General features: G+C 35.3%; 22 protein-coding genes. 4 read left to right on the forward strand and 18 right to left on the reverse strand.

The genetic code is table 11. The features are described 5' to 3' along the window. Nucleotides 1-57 precede the first annotated feature (57 nt). Nucleotides 58-1602, forward strand: a complete 1545-nt coding sequence (locus tag M947_RS18930; protein WP_021287687.1) for a SagB/ThcOx family dehydrogenase — start codon at nt 58-60, stop codon at nt 1600-1602. A gap of 31 nt (nt 1603-1633) precedes the next feature. Here the strand turns inward: M947_RS18930 and tkt are convergent, their stop codons facing one another. The 6 genes from tkt to M947_RS18960 all read right to left on the reverse strand — a co-directional run bounded on the left by tkt (nt 1634) and on the right by M947_RS18960 (nt 6662). Further along, nucleotides 1634-3571, reverse strand: coding sequence for a transketolase (tkt, locus tag M947_RS18935; protein ID WP_342664087.1), 1938 nt, complete (start codon nt 3569-3571; stop codon nt 1634-1636). Between the two features lie 77 nt (nt 3572-3648). Next, complete coding sequence (locus M947_RS18940; RefSeq protein ID WP_021287689.1) at nt 3649-4509, reverse strand: polyprenyl synthetase family protein; 861 nt, start codon at nt 4507-4509, stop codon at nt 3649-3651. Nucleotides 4510-4543: 34 nt separating this feature from the next. Further along, a complete protein-coding gene (locus tag M947_RS18945) occupies nt 4544-5575 on the reverse strand; it encodes a DUF7488 domain-containing protein (RefSeq protein WP_021287690.1) in 1032 nt (343 codons plus the stop codon). Next, complete coding sequence (locus M947_RS18950) at nt 5576-5881, reverse strand: YbaB/EbfC family nucleoid-associated protein (RefSeq protein WP_021287691.1); 306 nt, start codon at nt 5879-5881, stop codon at nt 5576-5578. Between the two features lie 32 nt (nt 5882-5913). Beyond that, nucleotides 5914-6279 carry an aspartate 1-decarboxylase gene (panD, locus tag M947_RS18955; RefSeq protein WP_021287692.1) on the reverse strand — a complete coding sequence of 122 codons (366 nt, stop codon included), beginning with the start codon at nt 6277-6279 and terminating at the stop codon, nt 5914-5916. 8 nt (nt 6280-6287) lie between these two features. After that, nucleotides 6288-6662, reverse strand: coding sequence for a (2Fe-2S) ferredoxin domain-containing protein (locus M947_RS18960; RefSeq protein ID WP_021287693.1), 375 nt, complete (start codon nt 6660-6662; stop codon nt 6288-6290). A gap of 230 nt (nt 6663-6892) precedes the next feature. Between M947_RS18960 and M947_RS18965 the strand changes: the two genes are divergently transcribed. Together M947_RS18965 and M947_RS18970 are read left to right on the forward strand one after the other, a co-directional pair. Continuing rightward, on the forward strand, nt 6893-8050 hold the full coding sequence (locus M947_RS18965) for a 1-acyl-sn-glycerol-3-phosphate acyltransferase (protein WP_021287694.1): 1158 nt from the start codon (nt 6893-6895) through the stop codon (nt 8048-8050). Further along, the gene (locus M947_RS18970; protein ID WP_021287695.1) at nt 8047-8781 is read left to right on the forward strand and encodes a glycerophosphodiester phosphodiesterase; all 735 of its coding nucleotides are present in this window, start codon (nt 8047-8049) and stop codon (nt 8779-8781) included. The genes M947_RS18965 and M947_RS18970 overlap by 4 nt, the downstream gene beginning before the upstream one ends. A gap of 730 nt (nt 8782-9511) precedes the next feature. On the opposite strand, the gene M947_RS18975 is transcribed toward M947_RS18970, so the two are convergent. The 12 genes from M947_RS18975 to M947_RS19030 all read right to left on the reverse strand — a co-directional run bounded on the left by M947_RS18975 (nt 9512) and on the right by M947_RS19030 (nt 18791). Beyond that, complete coding sequence (locus tag M947_RS18975) at nt 9512-10816, reverse strand: UDP-N-acetylmuramoyl-L-alanyl-D-glutamate--2,6-diaminopimelate ligase (RefSeq protein WP_021287696.1); 1305 nt, start codon at nt 10814-10816, stop codon at nt 9512-9514. Continuing rightward, nucleotides 10806-11399 carry a hypothetical protein gene (locus tag M947_RS18980; protein ID WP_021287697.1) on the reverse strand — a complete coding sequence of 198 codons (594 nt, stop codon included), beginning with the start codon at nt 11397-11399 and terminating at the stop codon, nt 10806-10808. Before M947_RS18980 ends, M947_RS18975 begins: the two co-directional genes overlap by 11 nt. Nucleotides 11400-11412: 13 nt before the next feature. Further along, nucleotides 11413-11688: a NifU family protein gene (locus M947_RS18985; RefSeq protein WP_021287698.1), complete on the reverse strand. Its 276-nt coding sequence runs from the start codon at nt 11686-11688 to the stop codon at nt 11413-11415. Between the two features lie 92 nt (nt 11689-11780). Then, nucleotides 11781-12998 (reverse strand): aldo/keto reductase, encoded by a 1218-nt coding sequence (locus M947_RS18990; RefSeq protein WP_021287699.1) that lies wholly within the window; start codon nt 12996-12998, stop codon nt 11781-11783. Nucleotides 12999-13105: 107 nt separating this feature from the next. Continuing rightward, entirely contained in the window at nt 13106-13456 is a 351-nt protein-coding gene (gene rplQ / locus M947_RS18995; protein WP_021287700.1) for a 50S ribosomal protein L17, read from the reverse strand. Between the two features lie 13 nt (nt 13457-13469). Continuing rightward, the gene (locus M947_RS19000; RefSeq protein WP_021287701.1) at nt 13470-14468 is read right to left on the reverse strand and encodes a DNA-directed RNA polymerase subunit alpha; all 999 of its coding nucleotides are present in this window, start codon (nt 14466-14468) and stop codon (nt 13470-13472) included. Nucleotides 14469-14493: 25 nt separating this feature from the next. Continuing rightward, nucleotides 14494-15120, reverse strand: coding sequence for a 30S ribosomal protein S4 (rpsD, locus tag M947_RS19005; RefSeq protein ID WP_021287702.1), 627 nt, complete (start codon nt 15118-15120; stop codon nt 14494-14496). A 13-nt stretch (nt 15121-15133) separates the two neighbouring features. Further along, nucleotides 15134-15526 (reverse strand): 30S ribosomal protein S11, encoded by a 393-nt coding sequence (gene rpsK / locus M947_RS19010; protein WP_021287703.1) that lies wholly within the window; start codon nt 15524-15526, stop codon nt 15134-15136. Between the two features lie 11 nt (nt 15527-15537). Continuing rightward, on the reverse strand, nt 15538-15900 hold the full coding sequence (gene rpsM, locus M947_RS19015) for a 30S ribosomal protein S13 (RefSeq protein ID WP_021287704.1): 363 nt from the start codon (nt 15898-15900) through the stop codon (nt 15538-15540). A 2-nt stretch (nt 15901-15902) separates the two neighbouring features. Then, a complete protein-coding gene (gene rpmJ, locus M947_RS19020; protein WP_021287705.1) occupies nt 15903-16016 on the reverse strand; it encodes a 50S ribosomal protein L36 in 114 nt (37 codons plus the stop codon). 301 nt (nt 16017-16317) lie between these two features. After that, a complete protein-coding gene (locus M947_RS19025; protein ID WP_021287706.1) occupies nt 16318-16662 on the reverse strand; it encodes a hypothetical protein in 345 nt (114 codons plus the stop codon). Nucleotides 16663-16865: 203 nt separating this feature from the next. Further along, nucleotides 16866-18791 carry an LTA synthase family protein gene (locus M947_RS19030; protein ID WP_021287707.1) on the reverse strand — a complete coding sequence of 642 codons (1926 nt, stop codon included), beginning with the start codon at nt 18789-18791 and terminating at the stop codon, nt 16866-16868. A 484-nt stretch (nt 18792-19275) separates the two neighbouring features. Between M947_RS19030 and M947_RS19035 the strand changes: the two genes are divergently transcribed. Next, a complete protein-coding gene (locus M947_RS19035) occupies nt 19276-21054 on the forward strand; it encodes an LTA synthase family protein (protein WP_021287708.1) in 1779 nt (592 codons plus the stop codon). Nucleotides 21055-21061: the final 7 nt, after the last annotated feature.

Genomic DNA, 21061 nt, shown 5'->3' on the forward strand with positions numbered 1-21061 from the left:
AAAATATAGACTTTTTTTTTGTAGTGCGATTTAAGGATACTCTATTAAACTACTCACATGAATAAATCACTACAGATAGTTCATGACTACCACGAGAGAACAAAACATTTCAAACATAGATATGCTCGTTCACTTGGCTTTATGGATTGGGCTACTCAACCAGACCCATTTAGAAGATACAAGGGTGCGAAAACTTTAAAACTTCCTCTAGCATTAGATAACTCTACTCCACCCTATCATCTACTTGATACTGACTTGCCATCAGCTCCACTTCTAAAAGAGTCTATATCTGGGCTTTTGCAGTTTTCTATGGGCATTGCCGCTTATAAAGAATCGGGTGGAAGTTCTTGGGCTGTTAGATGTAATGCCTCTAGTGGGAACTTGCACCCAACAGAAGCCTATCTTGTTCTTCCTCCTATTATGAGTGAACAAGATGGTAAAAGTAATGTTTTTCACTACTCCCCAAAAGAGCATGCACTAGAGATGCTTGCAAGTTTTGAATCTAGCTTTTGGAATAAGCTTCCAAAAAACAGTTTTATAGTAGGACTCTCTAGCATCTCATGGCGCGAGGTTTGGAAGTATGGAGAGAGAGCATTTCGCTATACCCAGCTAGACGCTGGACACGCTTGGCAGACTTTTGTAGTATCTGCAAAGATGCTTGGATACAGAGTTACAAGACTAGATAGTGTAAGCGATGCTGATATTTCAACTCTTTTAGGCTTATCTCAAAAGGAGAGATTTTTTGAAGATGAGCTTCCTGATATGCTCCTTGTTATCTCACCTGAGGATATAAACTCAAACTTATCTATAGATTTACTAATAGAGAGTCTTCCTCTAAAATTTGATGGCATAGCAAACAAGCTAAGTCCTTCGATGCAAGAGTGGGAGATTATCCCAAGCGTTGAGAAGGCGACATCAGAGGCACAGATAGCACGACCAAAAGTTCTAAGTAGTCAGATAACAAGAACTCCAAGCAAAGAGTCAAAAGATGTAGTGCTAAATAGACGAAGTGTTCATATGATGGATAGCTCAAGCATAACAAAGGAGCAGTTTCACACTTTACTAAGATCTATACTTGGCTCACAAGATGCAAAAGAGAACTCAGCACATTTGGTTATTTTTGTACATCGAGTAGAAAACTATGATAGTGGGCTATATATACTCGTGAGAAATCCTAAAGTCAAAGAAGATTTACAAAGAGAGCTAGATACCAAGTTTCACTGGAGTCATACAGAGTTTGGACATCTGTATATCCTTAAGTTGGGAGATTTTACCTCTATCTCAAAAGCCATCAGCTGCTCTCAAAATATTGCAAGTGATGGCGCTTTTAGCCTTTGTATGTTGTGCAACTTTACAAATGAGCTACAAACTTATGGAGCACATAGATATAAAGAGCTTTACTGGGAGTGTGGAGCTATAGGACAGCAACTATATCTAGAAGCCACCTCTATGGGACTCTCTGGAACTGGAATCGGATGTTTTTTAGATGATGAAATTCATAAACTGCTAGGTCTTATAAGCAATCGCTTTGAGGTTTTATACAACTTTACCGTAGGGCGTGGATATGTGGATAGTCGCATTTTAACGCGCCCACCATATTAGAAGTTTATACACCAAAAGGTGTATAAATATTTTAGTTTATTTTTTCTAAAATAGCATCTACTGAAAAACCAAACTTCTCAAATAGTTTCTCAGCTGGAGCAGATGCACCAAAACTATCCATCCCAATAACCTCATCAGCAAGTCTATACCACTCTAAGCCGCGAGCAGCTTCTATAGCTATCTTTCTTGTGAGAGGCTTTATGATAGAGTCTATATACGACTCACTTTGCTCAATGAAGAGATCATAACAAGGGATAGAGGCAACATTTACTTTTACGCCTATAGATTTTAACTTTGCTTTTACCTTAAGAGCAAGTTCTACTTCACTTCCACTTGCCATAAGCGTGATGCTTGGATCTTCATCGCTTGAGATCATGTAGCCTCCACGACGAGCAGAGCCAGTAACTGCTCTTGGAAGTACAGAGAGATTTTGGCGAGAACAAACAAAGGCTGATGGTGAGTTTTTCATCTCTAACGCCACTCTCCACGCTTGGACATTCTCAACTCCATCAGCTGGACGCCAAACATAGAAGTTTGGAAGTGCGCGAAATTGTGAGAGGTGTTCTATTGGTTGGTGAGTTGGACCATCTTCGCCAACTCCGATGCTGTCATGTGTCCAGATAAAAAAGTGCTGTATGCCACTTAGTGCAGCTAGTCTTGCAGCTGGCTTTAGGTAGTCTGAAAAGACAAAAAATGTAGCTGAAAATGGGATAAGTGGACCATAAAGAGCCATTGCATTTACGATGGAAGCCATAGCATGCTCACGGATACCAAAGTAGATATTTCTACCTTTTGGAAAGACTCCCATATCATTTAGGTTTGTTTTGTTTGATGGGCTCAAATCTGCTGAGCCTCCCAAAAAGTTTGGAAGAGCTTTAGCAATAGCGTTCATGATTTTTCCATTTGTGTTACGAGTAGCATCTGCTTTGTCAAAAGTTGGATACTCTATGCGTGAGAAGTCAGGATTTAAAAAAACTTCTAACGCTTCGTTTTGCTCCATCAGAGGAAGAGTTTTTAAACTATGAAGCCACTCTCTCTCAAGCAAATCTCCTTTTTCTATAGCACATCTAAATCTAGCCATCACATCTTCTTCTACAAAAAACTTTTTAGTTGGATCAAATCCAGCATCTTCTTTTGCTTTAGCTATAACTTCATCGCCTAGTGGTGCACCATGAGAGTTATGCGAACCCTCTAATATTCCAGCTCCCTTGGCAATAACAGTATTTGCTATGATGATAGTCGGTTTTATATTAGTTTTTGCTCGAGACAACGCAAGATTTATCTCATCAAAATTATGACCATCACACTCTTGTACGTCCCAGTTTTGAGACTCAAATCTTCCGCGAATATTTTCTGAAATGCTTAAATCAGTAGAACCCTCAATAGTAATACGGTTTGAATCATATATAAGGATTAAGTTATCAAGTTTGTTGTGTCCAGCGATAGAACAAGCCTCATAAGAGATACCCTCTTCTAAATCCCCATCACCACATAAGCAGTAAACATTATGGTCTATCACTTTTGCTGTGTCTGAGTTTAATTGTTCACCTAAAAATTTTGATGCCATGGAAAAGCCAACAGCATTAGCGATACCTTGACCCAAAGGTCCTGTAGTAATCTCTATGCCTTTAGTATGTCCAAATTCTGGATGCCCCGGTGTTTTAGAGTCTAGTTGACGGAAGTTTTTCAAGTCCTCAACTTCGAGTCCATATCCCCAAAGATAGTACAGAGAATATATAAGCCCTGTAGCGTGACCACCTGAAAACACCAATCTATCACGATTTAGCCACTCTGGATTTTTTGGGTTGTGATTTAAATGTTCACTTAAAACCACTGCAATATCAGCAAGACCCATAGGCGCACCGGGGTGTCCTGAATTGGCACGTTGAACCATGTCCGTTGCTAAAAACCTTATACTGTCTGCCATCTTTTGACGCATCTTATTACTCATTGTCTTTTCTTCCTTAATTTTGTTTCATAAATGAAATTAACATTCACTTCTTAGCCTTGCAAAGGAACAACTTCCTCCGCTTTGCTTGACATTTTTTAAGTGTCAGAACTATTCTTGTGTCTATTTATATATCTTGTAAGTAGAGGTGAGAGTTCATAGTGCAGATTCTCATCAAAACTCTCAAGCTCATCACTAAGCTCTAAGGCTAGTGCATCTGCTTCTTTTATAGACTCAACTAGTCCTAAAATAGTTACAAAACTATTTTTATCCCCGTCATTATTTGTTAGCTTCCCAGCCTCTTGTGAGCTCTGTGTTACATCTAATATATCATCTTGGATTTGAAAAAGGAGTCCCAACTTGATACCAAATACATAAAGCGACTCTGCTAACTCTTCGCGACCAACTATGATAGCTCCCATCTTAAGTGAAGCGGCTATGAGTTTTGCTGTTTTGTTTGTGTGAAGAGTTTTTATATCTTCAATGCCAAGCGGTCTGTTTTCAAAGTAACAGTCCATTGCTTGACCTAAAACCATTCCGTTTAGTCCGCCATTTTTTGCAAGCTCGTCTATTAATTTTACTCTTGTGTAATCACTAAACGGTGCATTTGCTAAAACCTCAAAAGAGTAAGTATTTAATGCATCTCCCACAAGTATGGCTGTTACCTCATCATACAAAACATGCAGGGTTGGTTCTCCACGACGAAGCGGCGAGTTATCCATAGCAGGCAAATCATCATGAATAAGTGAGTAGGTATGAAGCAGTTCAACTGCATATGCCGCATATCTTGCACCAGCACTCATTAAAGGATTGTAAGCTTTTACAACTCCTAAAAGAAGTGCAGGTCTAAAGCGTTTACCACCAGCTTTAAGCATCTGCTGCAGGGCTTTTTCATATGTTGGATGGATACTCTTTGATGTTGGTAAATTCTCTAGTAAAAAGGCTTCAAAATTTTGCATGTAAAATTATATATGGACTCTTGTTAAATGGGGATTAATTGGCATTGCAATTGACCACTTCCCAAATACTCTTTTTCTCTATCTCGCCTTTTATATTTACAAAAAACTCAAAACCATCTCTTAAAAAAAGCAAGGAAGCGGCGTAGTTAAAATCATTTAAGTGAGTAGCTATATCTGTAGTTGTGCTTACTTTCTTACCATTAACCTGGATGAGTCTATCACCAACTTTTAGTCCATAACCATCAAAATCATCTCTGATTTGTGTGATACAAAGATTTGGCGAGAAGTATATTCCTTTTTGCTCTAAAAAAGTATCACTTAGATATCCGCCGCCATATCTTTTGTTTACTCTTACTTTAAAGGTATAATATTTTGTGCCTCTTTTTATCTTTATGCTCTTAAATGTAGATATTTTTGAGAACAATATTTGACGCATAAGAGTAGCTGAGTTATAGACTTTTTTGCCATCTAGGCTCACTACTATATCACCCACTTTAAAAGGGTTGTTTTTATAAAAAGGATCTACTCTTTGTATTGTGACTTTTTTATTTGTATCATCAACTCTAATGCCAACATCACCATAGTCACTAGAACTTGAGCTTAAAAATCTCTCAAGATAGACTTTTTCTATGATTCCTCTATCTGTCACTATTCCTTCTAAATTACAGCAGCTATTTAAAAGTAGAGCTGGGGTTTTTGTTTTTTCACTAAATCTCGCAAAGTTATTTAAACCACTTTGTCGTTTTAATATCTTTCCCTCGATTGCACTCTTTGCATCTACAGAGGCAACTCCAAGCGCGAGATGATTGTTTATTGTAAAAGGATGTTTAAAATTATCTTTTGATTTTATAAGATAGAGATTTAAAAAAATATCGTGTTTTAGTACCTTTGCATTTGGTTGATGGTTGGAATAGATGAGTCTTTTGCTGTTTGGTACTGAGATGTTAAGTGTAGAGTTTTTAATGGCATTTGAGTGAGTGATTTTGAGTTTACACGAGTCGTAACCGCCTTCGCAGGCGAAGAGGTTTAAAAAAAGAAGGCTAAGAGCAAAAGCTAGCCTTAGCATCTATTTTGCTCCAAAAGGGTTCATTCCACCCATCGAACCTAACATTCCTAAAGCACTATTTTGTTGGTTTTGTAAAACCATTTTGTTTGCATCGTTAATTGCACCAATAATGAGAATCTGTAGTGAGTCTTTGTCATCCATAAGAGAGTCATCAATGATTAAATCAATAACCTCTCCTTTACCATTAACGCTAAGCTCAACCATTCCACCGCCACTCTTTACACTAAAAGTTTTAGATTCTAACTCAGCTTGAAGTTTTGCAGCATTCTCTTGCATACCCTCAAGTATTTTGCTCATATCGCCCATTTTGCTAAACACTATATCATCTCACTCTATTTTTATATACTTTCAGCTATATAGTCAATGTTATTATCATCATCTAAGATAACAACTTTTGGCTTGTAGTTCTCTAGCTCATCTTCACTATAAGTCGCATAAGCAACGATAATAATCTTATCACCTTTATGGACTTTTCTAGCAGCTGCACCATTTAAACAGATGTCTTTTTTACCTCGCTCACCTAAGATAATATATGTAGAAAATCGCTCACCGTTGTTGACATTTAAAATCTCAACTTTTTGTCCAACCCTCATTTTTGAAGCCTCTAAGAGCTCCTCATCTATAGTAATAGAGCCAACATAGTTTAAGTTAGCATCTGTAACAGTAGCACGGTGAATCTTGCTGTACAACATATCTATAGTCATAAATCTTCCTACATTCCCATCTGTTTTTTCATCTCAGCTGGAGTTATTGGCTCATCCCACTGTTCTTTGTCTATCACATACTCTTTTACTACGTTTCCGCCGATAATATGCTCATCAACTATTCTATCTATTTTTTCTTTATTAAGCCCCGCATACATTATATGTCCAGGTTCAACAAGCATTACAGGACCTGATGAACAGCGATTCAAACATGAAGTACGAATAGGCTGAACAGTTCCCATAATCCCCTCTTTCATAAGCTTTTGTGCTAAGTGCTGAAACAGATCTTGAGTCTCTGGCGTTACACATGATGGTTTTGGCATACCTGGTGGAGCTGATTGCTCACACTTAAACATATAAAATGCTGGTTGAGGAATTCCCATAAATAATATCCTTAAATTTTTGACGAGATTATAACAAAAATATAGCTATAAAATATCATAGCACAAAATAAGTTTGTTTTTTTAAGCTTGATGGTAACTTTTTGGCTATAATTGAGACTTCTACTTAAAAAACAAAAAAAAGGTTAATAACTTGAATAAAATACTATTTTTTGTCGATGATAGAGTGTATATGAGCTTAAGCAAAAGTTACCCTAATACGAGACTTTAAGATGGGTTTTAAAAATATTGAGCAAAAAGTTCTCTCTCTTTGTCCATACATCAAAGAGATTTATATAGAAAAAAAAGATGGCAAACTCTTTGCTAATATTGTACCAAACTTTGAAACTCTAAAAGCTGCAAATATCATAAATATAGAGAGTGAAATTCGCTGGTATGGAGTTGAGCTTTATAATCTACAAGCAAAGAAGTCCCAAAAAATTTTAGGTTATAAAATTTTAAAAGATCCACAAAACAAGTTAGAAGATAAAGAGAATGAGCCCAATGATGAAATATATAAAAGTCTGAAATCTTTTCTTTACAAGATATCTCAAAAAGAAGCCACCCTTAACTCTCATCTGGAACTTGATTTAGGTCTAGACTCACTTGATTATGTAGAGCTGTTTGTTTTTTTAGAGCTAAGCTATGGCGTTGTTATAGATGAAAAAATCTTCTCTAATATTATGGTTTTTAAAGATTTGTATAACTACATAAAGACACACAAAACTTTTGTAAAACCATCTCGTGTTCAATGGAGAGATATTTTAGATCAAAAAAAAGATGACACATTAATCTTCTCACCCATTATAATGTTCATATACAAAACACTCCTCTATCCACTTTTTAGGCTCTACTTTAGGCTTGAAGTAAAAGGCCGCAAGAATATCCCAAAAACATCTTGCATCATAGCTCCAACTCATCAAAGTATGTTAGATGGTTTTTTAATTGAATCTACCCTTCCCTACTCTATACTCAAAAACACTTTCTTTTTAGCCTTTACACAAGTCTTTGGAACAAAACTTCTTTATCCTATAGCTACACATGGTCAGACAATTCTTATAGATGCAAACATAGACTTAAAAGATACAATGCAAAGAACTGCAACTCCACTTAAGATGGGCAAAAACCTAGTTATCTTTCCTGAAGGTGCAAGAACAAGAGACAGAAAACTCTTAGAGTTTAGGCCTTTTTTTGCGATGCTTTCATCTATACATAATATTCCTATCGTTCCAGTTATCATTGATGGAAGTTTTGAAGCACTTCCAAGTGGGAAGCTATTTCCAAGACCTAAAAAGATAAAACTGCACTATTTAGAGCCAATATATCCACAAGATATGAGCTATGATGAACTTACAGAACTTGTAAGAGCCTCTATAGAAAAAAATCTATGAGATTTTTAAAACTCTTTAAGTCTCCCTCTCTTATAGCAGCCCATAGAGGCTTTAGTCACTTCAACCCTGAAAACACTCTAAAGGCTTTAGAGTTCAGTGTAGGTCGTTGTGACTTTATAGAGATAGATGTACAACTGAGCCGTGATAAAAAAGCAGTTATCTTTCATGATCAAACGCTAAGAAGAACTACAAATATAGACAAAGATTTTAAGGTATACGAACTAAGCTACAAAGAGTTATCTAAGCTTGATTATGGAAGTTGGTTTGATGGCATCTATGAGCCGATGCTAGATCTTAAAACTGCTCTAGGGTTTTCAAAAAAACATAAGATGCCACTAAATATAGAGCTAAAAGATACAAGCGAATTTTGCTCTGATGCGGAATTTGTCTTCATAGTTTTGAGCTTAATTGAGAGCTTTGAGATGCAAGAAGAAATTCTTCTTTCCTCTTTTAGACATGAGTATTTAGCAATAATAAAAGAGATGCAACCAAATATCTCAACTGCAATTTTAGTAGAAGATGCACTTCCTAAAAACCCTATAGAGTATCTTGTAGCTTTAGATGCAAAGGCTTACAATATAAGCGATGAGTTAGCAGATGCCAAGACTGTAAAGAGTTTAAGAGAGAGCGATATTTTTGTAAATGTTTACACTATAAATGATGAAAAGAGAGCTAAAGAACTTTTTTTTATGGGTGTAAATGCTATCTTTAGCGATAAATTAATCAAATGAGATTCTGCTTCTAAGCCATTAAAGCTAAAGAGTAGATTCTAAAAGCTCTATATGCTTCAAAAATTAATTTTAAGTTTCCTATCTTACTTTTTTAAAAAAGTAAGCAAAAACCTTGTCACGAGTTGCATTTTTCAGCTAGTTCCCACGCTCTGCGTGGGAACTCATATGTATCTGAGTTTATAATTGAGTGCACTGAACAATTACTAAGCTAGATCCTGAATCAAGTTCAGGATGACGCGTGTCTCGTCATTCCGTGCTTGACACGGAATCCAGCTAGTTCCCATGCTCTGCGTGGGAACTCGTATATATCTGAGCTTAGAATTTATACACACTCCCACGCAGAGCATGGGAGCAAGAGAACACTTAAAAAGCTTATGCGTCAGTTGCAACATCTGCAGAGCCAAAATATAGCGAAGAAATACCGTAAAGAAAATCCAACTGTTTGAAGCGAAGCTGAGTTTTGGATTTTTAGGGATTTGTTTTCTATATTTTGGGAACCTCACGAAGTGAGGCTCGGTAGGCGTTGCAAGAGTTTTTGTTTACTTTTTGCGAACAAAAAGTAAAGAGAGCCATAAGTACTTTAAAGTTACACAACTTTTAAAGAAGCGAGATTTTAAATCTATCTTATCACATTTCTCTTGAAGCGTGATGTATATATACACGTTGATGCTGTTATGTCATTCCACCTCAGGAGAGGTAGAACGAGAGAGGAACCTTGCCTAAAAAAACCTTAAGAGAGCTTTTTACCCTTTAAAATCTCTCTCACAACCTCTCTATCATCAAAAGGAAATTTCTCATCATAGATAATTTGGTAGGTCTCATCACCTTTACCTAAAATGACTACTACTTCGTCAGCTTTTTGCTCACTTATTGCAGCTTCTATGGCCTTTTTTCTATTTAGCTCAACACTTACTATGCTCTTATCTTCGATACCTTTGAGTATGTCATCTACTATGGATTGTGGATCTTCACTTCTTGGATTATCACTTGTTATATAGACTTTTTTTGCTAAGCTTGCAGCCACTCTACCCATTAAAGCTCTTTTGCTTTTATCTCTATCTCCGCCAGCTCCAAAAACAACTAAAAGCTCTTTCTCTTTTAGTGCATTTAAAACTTGCTGTATTCCATCAGGAGTGTGTGCAAAGTCAACTATAACATTTGGCTCCTCGCTCACCTGCTCCATTCTACCACTGACCCCTGCAAAGCCCTCAACAACTTCTACAATTTTCTCTAAGCCATCAGTAACTAGTAAATCAACCGCACCAATAGCTGCCATTAAGTTGTAAAGATTGAAAAAGCCATGAAGCGATGAAGTAAAAGGAACAACCTCTTTAAAATGCTGAATGATCCCGCTTGATGCGTTGTTTAGTGAGTAAGCCATCAGCTTGTAAGATGCGTTATGTTCTATGCCATAAGTAAAAGTATTTTTGATATTAAATGAGGCTTTTGGCTCATCTTTGTTTATAAGTTTTCTGCCCTCATCTGCAAAAAAACTATTTTTTGTAGCTATATATTCGCCTATCGTCTTATGATAGTCTAAGTGGTCTTGAGTGATATTTGTAAGAATTTTAAGCTCAAACTTCAATCCCTCTATACGCTTTTGTGCAATAGCGTGTGAGCTAACTTCCATAATAAAAAATTCACATCCAGCTTCTACTGCTTGATATATATGCCTGTAAGTGTTTAACACACTTGGCGTTGTAAGGGATTTTCCCTCTATTACTTCATCGTTCATAAAAAAGCCACGAGTGCCCTGCATAGCAACTTTATAGCCCAAATCCAGCAAAAAAGAGTAGATAGCACTCGCTGTTGTAGTCTTACCGTTTGTGCCCGTAATACCTACTATTTTTATCTCATCTACACCAAAAAGAGGAGCTATATCTTTGGCGTTTATGATGGAGTGAGCACCTCTTTGTTTTGCATCTTCGAGATATTTTTTGTTTTGCCAAGTTAATACAAAAGCAGTCTGTCCATCACACTCTAGTGAGTTCTCACTTACATATTTGTAAGCTCGTTCAGGAAGTTCAATCCTCACTTTTTTTGCTCTTTGCTAATTTTTTTAGAAGTTTTCTAAGTAGTTTATCACTAGGATAAATACTAAGTGCATTTTCCAAGTATGACAGAGCCATCTCTTCAAAATCATTTTCTATCAACTTATCTAAAAAATCGACAAAATCTTCTTTTTGAGTAATAATAACACGAGTTGAAAACATGATATTTTCAAACGTCTCTTTAAAACCAGCACCTCTGTCTAGTATGGCTTTAAAGTCTTCATAAAGAATGCCATCTTCATACTCAAGTCTATCTTTTAGAGGTTTTGCAAAAATCTCACCAACTCTATCAACTGCATCATCCATAGTTTGCAAAATATCGCTCATGATTTTGTCAGCTGACTCTTTGTCTTCATCTTTTAGCACTTCATAGTAGTCAAAAAGAGCCTCTGCACCACCCTCTCCACTCAAAGCCATCTCAGATAATATCACACCATTATATGCCTCTTTTGAGTTTGGAAACTCTTGCAAAACTCTTGCAAACTTCTCCAATGCTGTTTTGTAGTCTGATTTGCTAAAGTACTCTTTAGCTTGTGATAATGTTTTGTGTTTAGAAATACCGTTCATTCTCTTCTCTTTTTTAAAGATTTTCTAAATTATCTTCCATACCAACTGGTACATTTATAATCGTAAGCTCTGGATGTATATCCATCTTGAGTTGTCTCTCTACTCCATACTTTAGCGTACTACTACTACTAGCGCAGCCAATACAAGCACCCTTTAATTGGACATATACCTTTGCATTTTTAACTGTTATAAAATCTATATCACCTCCATCTAGTGCTAATGATGGACGGATTTTATCTATGGCAGCTTTTACTGGATTGATCAACTCTTCATCCGTAAATGGAATCATCTCTTTTCCTTTAATTTATTTCCTCAGTTTGTATCATAAAGTATGACAAAATTGCTTAACAAGTCATAAAGATTTAAATTAGCATGAAGGTTTTAATCTTTAAGTGTTAAAATTTCCAAAATGTAGCTTGGTTTTCTCATACCAACTAATATATAGTCGATACTCTCTTGTGCCATTAAAAATTTTAAAGCCACATCTTGCATGCTAACATCGTCATTTTTAAAAATTTCTTTTAGAGCTTTTCTTGTATTTATAGAACACTCATGTAAAACCATCTTTTTGTACTCTACAAAAAACATATCTATAGAGTTTACAAGTAGCTCTCTGCTCTCTTCATCCAAGCTCTGCAGTGATGTTCTCATATGTGGTATGATCTCGGCAAAGAAAAATGCATCCCAATCCCCTATCCAGCCAAACTTATGCTTTGAGGCATCTAACTCTTCAAAGAGATTATATAGTGGTTTTAGTTGTTCATTATCACAGATATCCAAAAGTTCATTTAAATGATGATAATATTCTCTTGACTCATCATAATCAGCAAGTCTATACATTTTGCCCTCAAACTCGGCATTTAAAGGTCTATTTGCTAAAACCCTTAGTCCGTTTTCTTTTGCCCACTTAGCACACTTTAGACCCTCTTGCTCTAATATGTTTATAGGAAGTTGCACTGTTTTGAAGCTATGAGTCTCATTTGAGACCTCTTCTGAAGCTCTATCTGCTAACGTAATTAAATCTTCATAGGGTAAAAATTCAGCACTAGATGAATTTTTAGAAAAACTGTTAGAGCTTATTCCATAACTTAAAATTCTTCCATCTTTTACTTCTTGTTCTAAGGCCACAAAGGCTCTATATATTCTTCCATACATCTCACTCTGCATCTCATCTTTAGCAATACCTCTGTTTATAGCATCTAGCAAGTAGTACTCAGGGTTGTGTAGAAGATAACAATCAATTCTTTGCATCTCTAATCTCTTTAGAGACTCTGTAAGCTGGTCTTTTATAAATGAAGCACTAATAGAGTGAAAACAATCAGGCGAAAACTCTACTACTTCTTCAAATGGCTCCTCTTTATGTCTGTCCATATTTGAGCCTTGAATATAGCCAACTTTGCTAACTATCTCAACTGTATCTTTTACGCTCTCATCAAAGCTACTAAAAGCTAGTGCTATAGCACGCTGGGCTCCGCCGTCCATATAGTTAGATGATGTGTCTATCATACGGATACCAGAGCTTATGGCATCTCTTAGTGCTTGTATATGTTGTGGGTTATAATCACTTATCCTATAAGTTCCAAATGCGAAATTACTCATTATGTCTCACTTTTTATTAAAGTATTTTAGGATTGGGAAAGTTTGTTTTTATTCTAGTTCCCAAGTTTAACTTGAAAACTAGAAGGAGAAAGTTTGGTATTTTGGAATTATACTAATTCTATGAAAGCCATAGTCGTAGCATCACCACGACGAATACGAGTTCTAATTATTCTAGTATATCCACCAGCACGATCAACATACTTAGGTGCTATTTCATTTACTAATTTTTTTGTTGCTTCTTTACTTTGAAGCGCCGCAAACACTGTTCTGTGAGCGTTAGAATCTTCTTTACCAGCTATTGTGATAAGTTTTTCTACAAAAGAGCGAAGTTCTTTAGCTTTCATTACAGTAGTTTCAATTTTTCCATGTTCTATTAACGAAATACTTAGGTTCTTTAGTAAAGCTGCACGGTGTGAGCTAGTACGACCTAGTTTACGATATCCATGACGATGTCTCATCTCTTATTCCTCTTTAGCCTTGAGTGGCTTCAATTTTCTTTTTTAACGCACTAACTACATCATCTGCTAAGTCAGCACCAACTGCAAAACCAAACTCTTGTAGTTTTTCTACGATTTCATCATATGATTTTTTACCTAGGTTTTTAACATTTTTAAGGTCATTTTGACTCATCAATGCTATTTCACCTACTAGTTTAATATCTGAGCGGTCAAGACAGTTAAAACTTCTTGCACTTAAACCTAAACTATCTATATGAGTTACTAACTTTTTAAGGTCTGGATTTTCTTCAACTCTCTCTATAGTTGTAGCAGCTTTTATGCTGATCTCAGAATTAAACACAGCTAGTTGAGCATACATAACTTCAAGTGAGTTTTTAAATGCATCTAGTGGGGTTACTTGTCCATCAGTTCTTATATTTAAAACTACTCTCTCAAAGTTAGGATTGTCCTCTACAAGAACATTTTCTATCTTATAAGTTGCACTACGAACTGGAGTAAAGTAAGCGTCTAGTGCAATATAACCATCTTCGAGTTCATCATGAGTATCTTCACTAGGAACATAACCTATGCCTTGTGCAATTTTAATCACAAAGTTTAAGTTAGAGTCTTCATTAAGAGTCGCAAGATGAGCATCAGGAGTTACTACTTCAACCACATCATTACTTAAATCACATCCCTTAATAGTACATGGACCACTAAAGCTATAACTAACCTCAGCTTCACTAGCTTCATCTTTAAGTTTAAAACGAATCTCTTTAAGATTTAATATAAAGTCAGAAATATCTTCAAGCATACCACGAACAGAGTCAAACTCATGCTTTGCGCCTTCGATTTTAATAGCTATCGGTGCATAACCAACAGAAGAGCTTAATAAAAAACGGCGAAGTGGATGAGCTAAAGAGATAGCAAAACCAGTTTCAAAAGGATAAGCCATTATATTTGCTTCATTCTCACTAATCTGTTCTACCTCAAATTCTTGAGGAGCAAGTGGAGTAGTTTTAATTTTTTTCATTCTCTAACGCCTTTTATTAATTCTATTATTTCGAGTAAAGCTCAACGATTAAACGCTCTTCTACTGGAATCACAACTTCTTCTCTCTCAGGTATACGAGTAAAAATACCAAATACTTTCTCAGCATCGATATCAACCCATGGTGCTATACCTGTTTGATTTGTTAGCTCTAAAGCACGAACAACTTGAACATTTTTCTTGCTTGATTCGCGAACTTCTACCTTTTGACCAGGTCTAACATTGTAAGAAGGGATATCTAACTTTTTCCCATCTACAAGAATATGACCATGTGTTACTAGTTGACGAGCAAATCTACGAGTAGATGCAAAGCCCATTCTATAAACTACATTGTCAAGTCTGCTCTCGATTAGAGTAATAAGGTTTGTACCTGTATTACCATCACGACGCTTAGCTTCAACGAACATTGCACGGAATTGTTTCTCAGAAACACCATACATGAATTTCGCTTTTTGCTTTTCATTAAGTTGTAAACCATACTCAGAAACTTTCTTACGACGCTGACCATGTTGACCAGGACCATAAGGTCTTTTTTCTAACGCAGATTTGCCTGCTAAACGACGCTCACCTTTTAAGTTAAGGCTTACTCCGAATCTTCTTTCGATTTTTTCTACTGGACCTCTATATCTTGCCATCTAGTCAATCTCCTTAAACTCTACGACGCTTAGGTGCGCGACAACCGTTGTGTGGTAATGGTGTAACATCTTTCATAAATGTAACACGAATGCCTTCGATAGCACCAACAGCTTTAACAGCTGTCTCACGACCTGAACCTGGACCTTGTACTTTAATACCAAGATCTTTAATACCATGAACCTGTGCTTTTGCTACTGCGTCTTCAACAGCTGCTTGAGCTGCGAATGGAGTAGATTTCTTAGAACCTTTAAACCCAAGGCTACCAGCAGAACTCCATGCGACCATATTACCCATTTCATCAGTAATTGTTACTAGTGTATTGTTAAATGATGCAGCGATATGAACGATACCTCTTGCAATATTCTTTTTTACTACTTTTTTTCTAACAGCTTTTCTTTTTGCCATCTATGTAATCCTTATGCTGCGCCGACAGTTTTACGCTTACCTTTACGAGTACGCGCATTTGTCTTTGTTTTTTGACCACGACATGGAAGACCACGACGGTGACGAAGACCTCTGTATGAACCTAAATCCATAAGTGCCTTAATATCCATAGCTACTTTTTTACGTAAATCACCCTCAACCATATGGTTAGCACGGATTTCAGCAGTAATTGCAGCTACTTCATCTTCTTTTAGTTCGAAAACTCTTTTGTTATAGTCTATGCCTGTTGCGTCTAAGATTAGACGAGAAGCTTGAAGACCAATACCATAGATGTATGTTAATCCATACTCTACTCTCTTTTTTTTAGGTAAATCAACACCAGAAATACGAGCCATGGTTATCCTTGTCTCTGTTTATGTTTTTTAACTTTGCAGATTACTCTTACAATGCCTCTTCTTTTGATAATCTTACAATCATCACACATCTTCTTTACTGAAGCTCTTACTTTCATAGAAAGCCCTTATATTAATCTAACTAAAGTCTCTTCATACATCAGTAAAGGAATGGCCTCTACCTCATAGAAAGTTTTAGTTTTTTCGACATCTCTGCTGCATGTAGGTAAGTCTTTATAACTACTTACCAATACTTTTATCTTTATAAACCAATATATAGATAGAAATACTCTTGTTTTATGTTAAAACAGCAAAGCGGATTGGGATTATATCCAAAGAAATGTAAAAGAATTATTAAAGTTGGCTTAGTTAATAGGACATCTATAAAAAGTTAGTAAAAAAGAGACTTTAAAAGTAACTTTAGTCCCAAATCACACTTACCCCATACTCAGGGTTTAGTGTTATAAACTTCTTGTAATAGACTTTTTTACCATACTTTTTACTTAAAAGCTCCACTTCAATCGTTTCGTTTTCTAAAAGCTCTCTAACCTCTTTATATGTAAGCCATTTTCCATATTTGCCAAGAGCGTTCTGCCAAATCCTAAACTCACATGAAGCATCATCTCTTAGCTCAAAGAGTTCCCCATCTTCTGTTTTCCAATGCGCATTTGAACAAGCATATAGTTTAACTTTTTTACCGCTTACCTCTTTGTCTCTTACCTCAACGTTTCCGTCACTACAGTATGGGCATTTTCCTAAAATCATCCTATGCCTTTTTTTAACTACTATGGTAGTGAAAAAAATGTTTGTTGCGAAATAATATTTCAAAATGCAATATTTATTTTACGATTTTATAAATTATGATGGTACCCAATTTAACTCTCTTTTTAATTTACACACTAGATCCCATATCAAGCAAGAAATAACAAAATACGCATTTAGGACAAAACAGCGTAGCTATAATTTGCCTATTGGCTCTCATATCTATCTAAACCTTTTTTATGAAGAGTGCTTGCTCCTTGATAATAACTTATAGCCTCTGATTCTAAATACTTTTCTATATTTATCTCTTTATACTTCGTATCATAGATACCTTGTTCAACTACTTCATAATTTTTAATTTTTTTTGTAGGAGACAAAACAACCAGTTTATTCTCTTTATAAAGCCCAAGTTTTTGGTAAGTACCCATCAATGCACGTTCTTTAAAGGAGGAACTTAAAATATCATTACCGTAAAACTTACTTTTATATGACCAATTTAACATGCCAAAAAGAGTTGGCATAATGTCTATTTGACTTGATACCTTATCAATAACTTGAGGTTTTAGTATCTCAGGAGCATAAACAATCATCGGAATATGATACTTATCAAGAGGGATTTCTGTTTTACCTGCACTTGATGCACAGTGATCTGCCACAATTACAAACATAGTATTTTTAAACCATGGTTTCTCTTTGGCTTTTTTTATAAACTCTCCTATCGCATAATCCGTGTACTTAACAGCCCCATCTCTTCCTGTATGTGAAGGTATATCTATACGCCCATCTGGATAATCATAAGGTCTATGATTTGAGGTAGTCATTATAAAACTCATAAAAGGCTTGTGCGCTCTGTAAGAGAGGTCAGCCTCCTTTAAGCTTCTGTTTAGTAAATCCTCATCACAAACTCCCCAAATCGTATGAAAAGTATCCTCTTCTTTACTAAAATCACTTCTATCTACAACACTAAATCCGTTCGTTGAAAAAAACTCATTCATATTGTCAAAGTAGCCGTGTCCGCCATATATAAATTTAGTCTCATAGCCTCTATTTTTTAAGATAAACCCACTTGAGTACATGTTATGATTGTCAGGTCTTTTAACTATTGAGCGACCTGGCGTAGGCGGTAGAGATAAAGTTATCGCTTCCATTCCACGAACCGTCCTCGTGCCTGTTGCATAAAAGTTGGTAAAAAACATACTTTTTTGAGCTAAAGAGTCAAGATTTGGAGTTAGTCCTTTTTCTCCTCCCAAAGATTCAAGAAATTTACCGCTTAAACTCTCTACTACAATCATAACTATATTGTAATCTTTCTCTATCTTGGGATTTACTATCGCTCTTGTTACATCATTTAAATTTAAAAAAGCAGAGCTGTTAATATCTATCGCTTTTTTGAGGTTTGTCATTACACTCTCTTCTTTATCTGTAATATAAAACTTATCATAATCAAGAGTATTATTTCTAAAAGCAGCAAAAAGAGAGTACAGCCCAGATTTAGAAAGTTCGTTGTTGTATTGATTGGTTGATGTTTTTGTAAACTCCTGAGTTACTCCTGCAAAAGATATTACAGGGACCATAAGATAGATTAGTGCCGGCTTTAACCTATCTTTGAGGCTACTTTGATTTTGTAAAAAGTTTTCTATATATTGTGTTTTATAGATAATATAAAAAATAAATATAGATATAAGCGAGATAATAGTGATCAAAACACCCATCGGATATGATTCTCTTATATTTCCTATAACCTCATTTGTATACACAAGATAATCAACAGCAATAAAGTTAAACCTAACGTTAAATTCATCCCAAAAAAACCATTCGCTAAATGCCAAAAACACTGCCCCAAAAATAATTAAAAAAGTAAAAGTATAAGTTATATAACGATTAAGAGCATAATTTAAAAAAGATTTTGGTAAAAAGATTAGATATAGGACAAAAGGAACTACTAGATAGCTCACACTTACAAAATCATAAAACGCCCCTATTAGATATATTTTTAAAATCTCTATTAAAGATATATCCAGCACATCTATAGATCTAATAAGAAGGACTGTCCTAGTGATTGCAAAAATACCTAAAAATAACCAAAAGACTAAAGTTATATAGTTACATCTTTTTTGTATACTCTTGTGCATAAAAAATCCTTATAATTAATTGTGAAATAATAGATGATGCGAATGAAAAATATATGAAAGTTGTATGAAATCTTTTTCATATTTGAATATGAATAAAAATTCATACTCTATTCATATTGATTTAATAAAAAAACTATATTTTTTTAACTCCAAAACGTACATATGGATGCTCTGATTAATTTATAAATTAGATTCCGTGTCAAGCACGGAATGACGATGCACACGTCATCATGAAGCAGTACTTGTATTATCCTGAACTCTCAAAAAGCGATTCTCTTATTTTGATTCAGGATCTAATTTGATAATTGTTTAAAGCATTCATATATAAAGGCAAAAAATAATCATGTTAAACAAACTACTAAAATACTTCTTACTCCTAATATCCATATTTTTTATAGGAAGGTTACTCTTATTTATTATTTATTTTAACAGCTTTAAAAACAGCGGTGTCGATTATTGGATGACATTTATCTATGGATTGAGAATGGATACTATTTCTGCATCTATTCTTTTAGTTATCCCTTTGCTTTTTTTATCCTTTTCTCCCGCAAAATTTAAAAAAACAGTTAACACTCTTTTAAAATACTACTTTTTAGTGGTTTTTTCGCTCGCTATTTATATAGAAAATGCAACTTTTGCATTTGTAGCACAATATGACGTACGTCCAAACTATCTTTTTGTCGAGTATCTTATATATCCACGGGAAGTCTTTGCCATGATATTTGCGGATTATAAAGCAGAACTATCTATTGCCCTTATCATGATTGGAGCATTTATTTATTTTTATCTAAAATTTGCAAAGGATGATTTTTTAAAGGTGTTTGATACCCACTATATAAAGAGAGTTGCTTTGTTTTTACCTATATTATTGCTTCTTTTTATCGGCGTTCGTTCATCTTTTGGTCATAGGCCAGCCAATATATCAGATGCTATGTACTCTACAAACAGAATGGTAAACGAGATAACAAAAAACTCACTTCATAGTATAGGTTATGCTATTTACAGCAATCTTGTACATGAAGGCGGTGAAGTAAAACAGTATGGAAAAATGGATATAAAAGAAGCTTTGGCACGAGTTAAAAAAAGACTAAACATTAAATCAAATGATAAAGAGTCAATCTTTTCAAGAGTTGAGAAAAGTCACTTTAAAAGTGATAGTCCTAAAAATCTAGTTATTTTCGTGCAAGAGAGCTTAGGCTACCAGTTTGTAGGTGCTGTAGGAGGCGAAGATGGGATAACTCCAAACTTTAACAGATTAAGCAAAGAAGCGATACTTTTTAAAGACCTATACTCAAACGGGACTAGAAGTGTTAGAGGGTTAGCAGCTCTAAGTGCAGGTAATCTTGCAGTTCCAGGGGTAGGAATATTAAAAAGAAACAGATCGCAGAGAAACTTTTTTACCATAGCATCAGCTCTTAAGCCTTTTGGATATCATACCTCCTTTATTTACGGTGGAGAGAGTAGATTTGATAACATGCGTGGTTGGTATAGCGGAAACGGATTTAACAAAATCATAGATCAACCCCAATTTGACAACCCTACTTTCGTCGCTTCTTGGGGAGTTTGCGATGAAGACTTAGTAGTTAAGGCAAATGAAGAGTTTAAAAAAATGTATGCAAAAAATCAAAAATTTGCTACTGTCATGTTTTCACAATCAAACCACTCTCCTTTTGACTTTCCGTATGAGAAGATTAAACTTATAAAAGATGTTAAACCAAATAGTGTTAAAAATGCTATAAAATATGCAGACTATGCTATCGGTCGTTTTTTTGAGCTTGCTAAAAAAGAACCTTATTATAAAGATACCATCTTTGTAGTAGTAGCAGATCACAATGTAAAGGTCTATGGAGACGACATGGTACCAGTTGATATGTTTCATATTCCCGCTATTATAATAGGAGATGGAGTTAAGCCTATGGTTTATGATAAAATTGCTTCTCAGCCTGATGTCTTAGCAACTGCACTTGATTTAATAGGTCTTGATCTAAAGTATCCCATCATGGGTCACTCTGTATTTAGCGACAAAAAACAAAATATCTCCTTGATGCAGTTTCATTCATCGTATGCTCTAAGGGTTGATGATAAAGTTGCGGTTGTCAGACCCGGCCAAAAACCGCTCACCTTTTTATATAAAAAACCAATAACATATCTAGATAAAAGCAATCACCTAACTCCTATAGTTCAAGATAAAGAGTTACAAAGAGATGCTCTAGCTTTTGTTATAACATTAGATCACATATACAACAAAAAATTATATAAATAGAGGAAGA

Source organism: Sulfurimonas hongkongensis (assembly GCF_000445475.1).
In the GTDB taxonomy this organism is placed as follows: domain Bacteria; phylum Campylobacterota; class Campylobacteria; order Campylobacterales; family Sulfurimonadaceae; genus Sulfurimonas; species Sulfurimonas hongkongensis.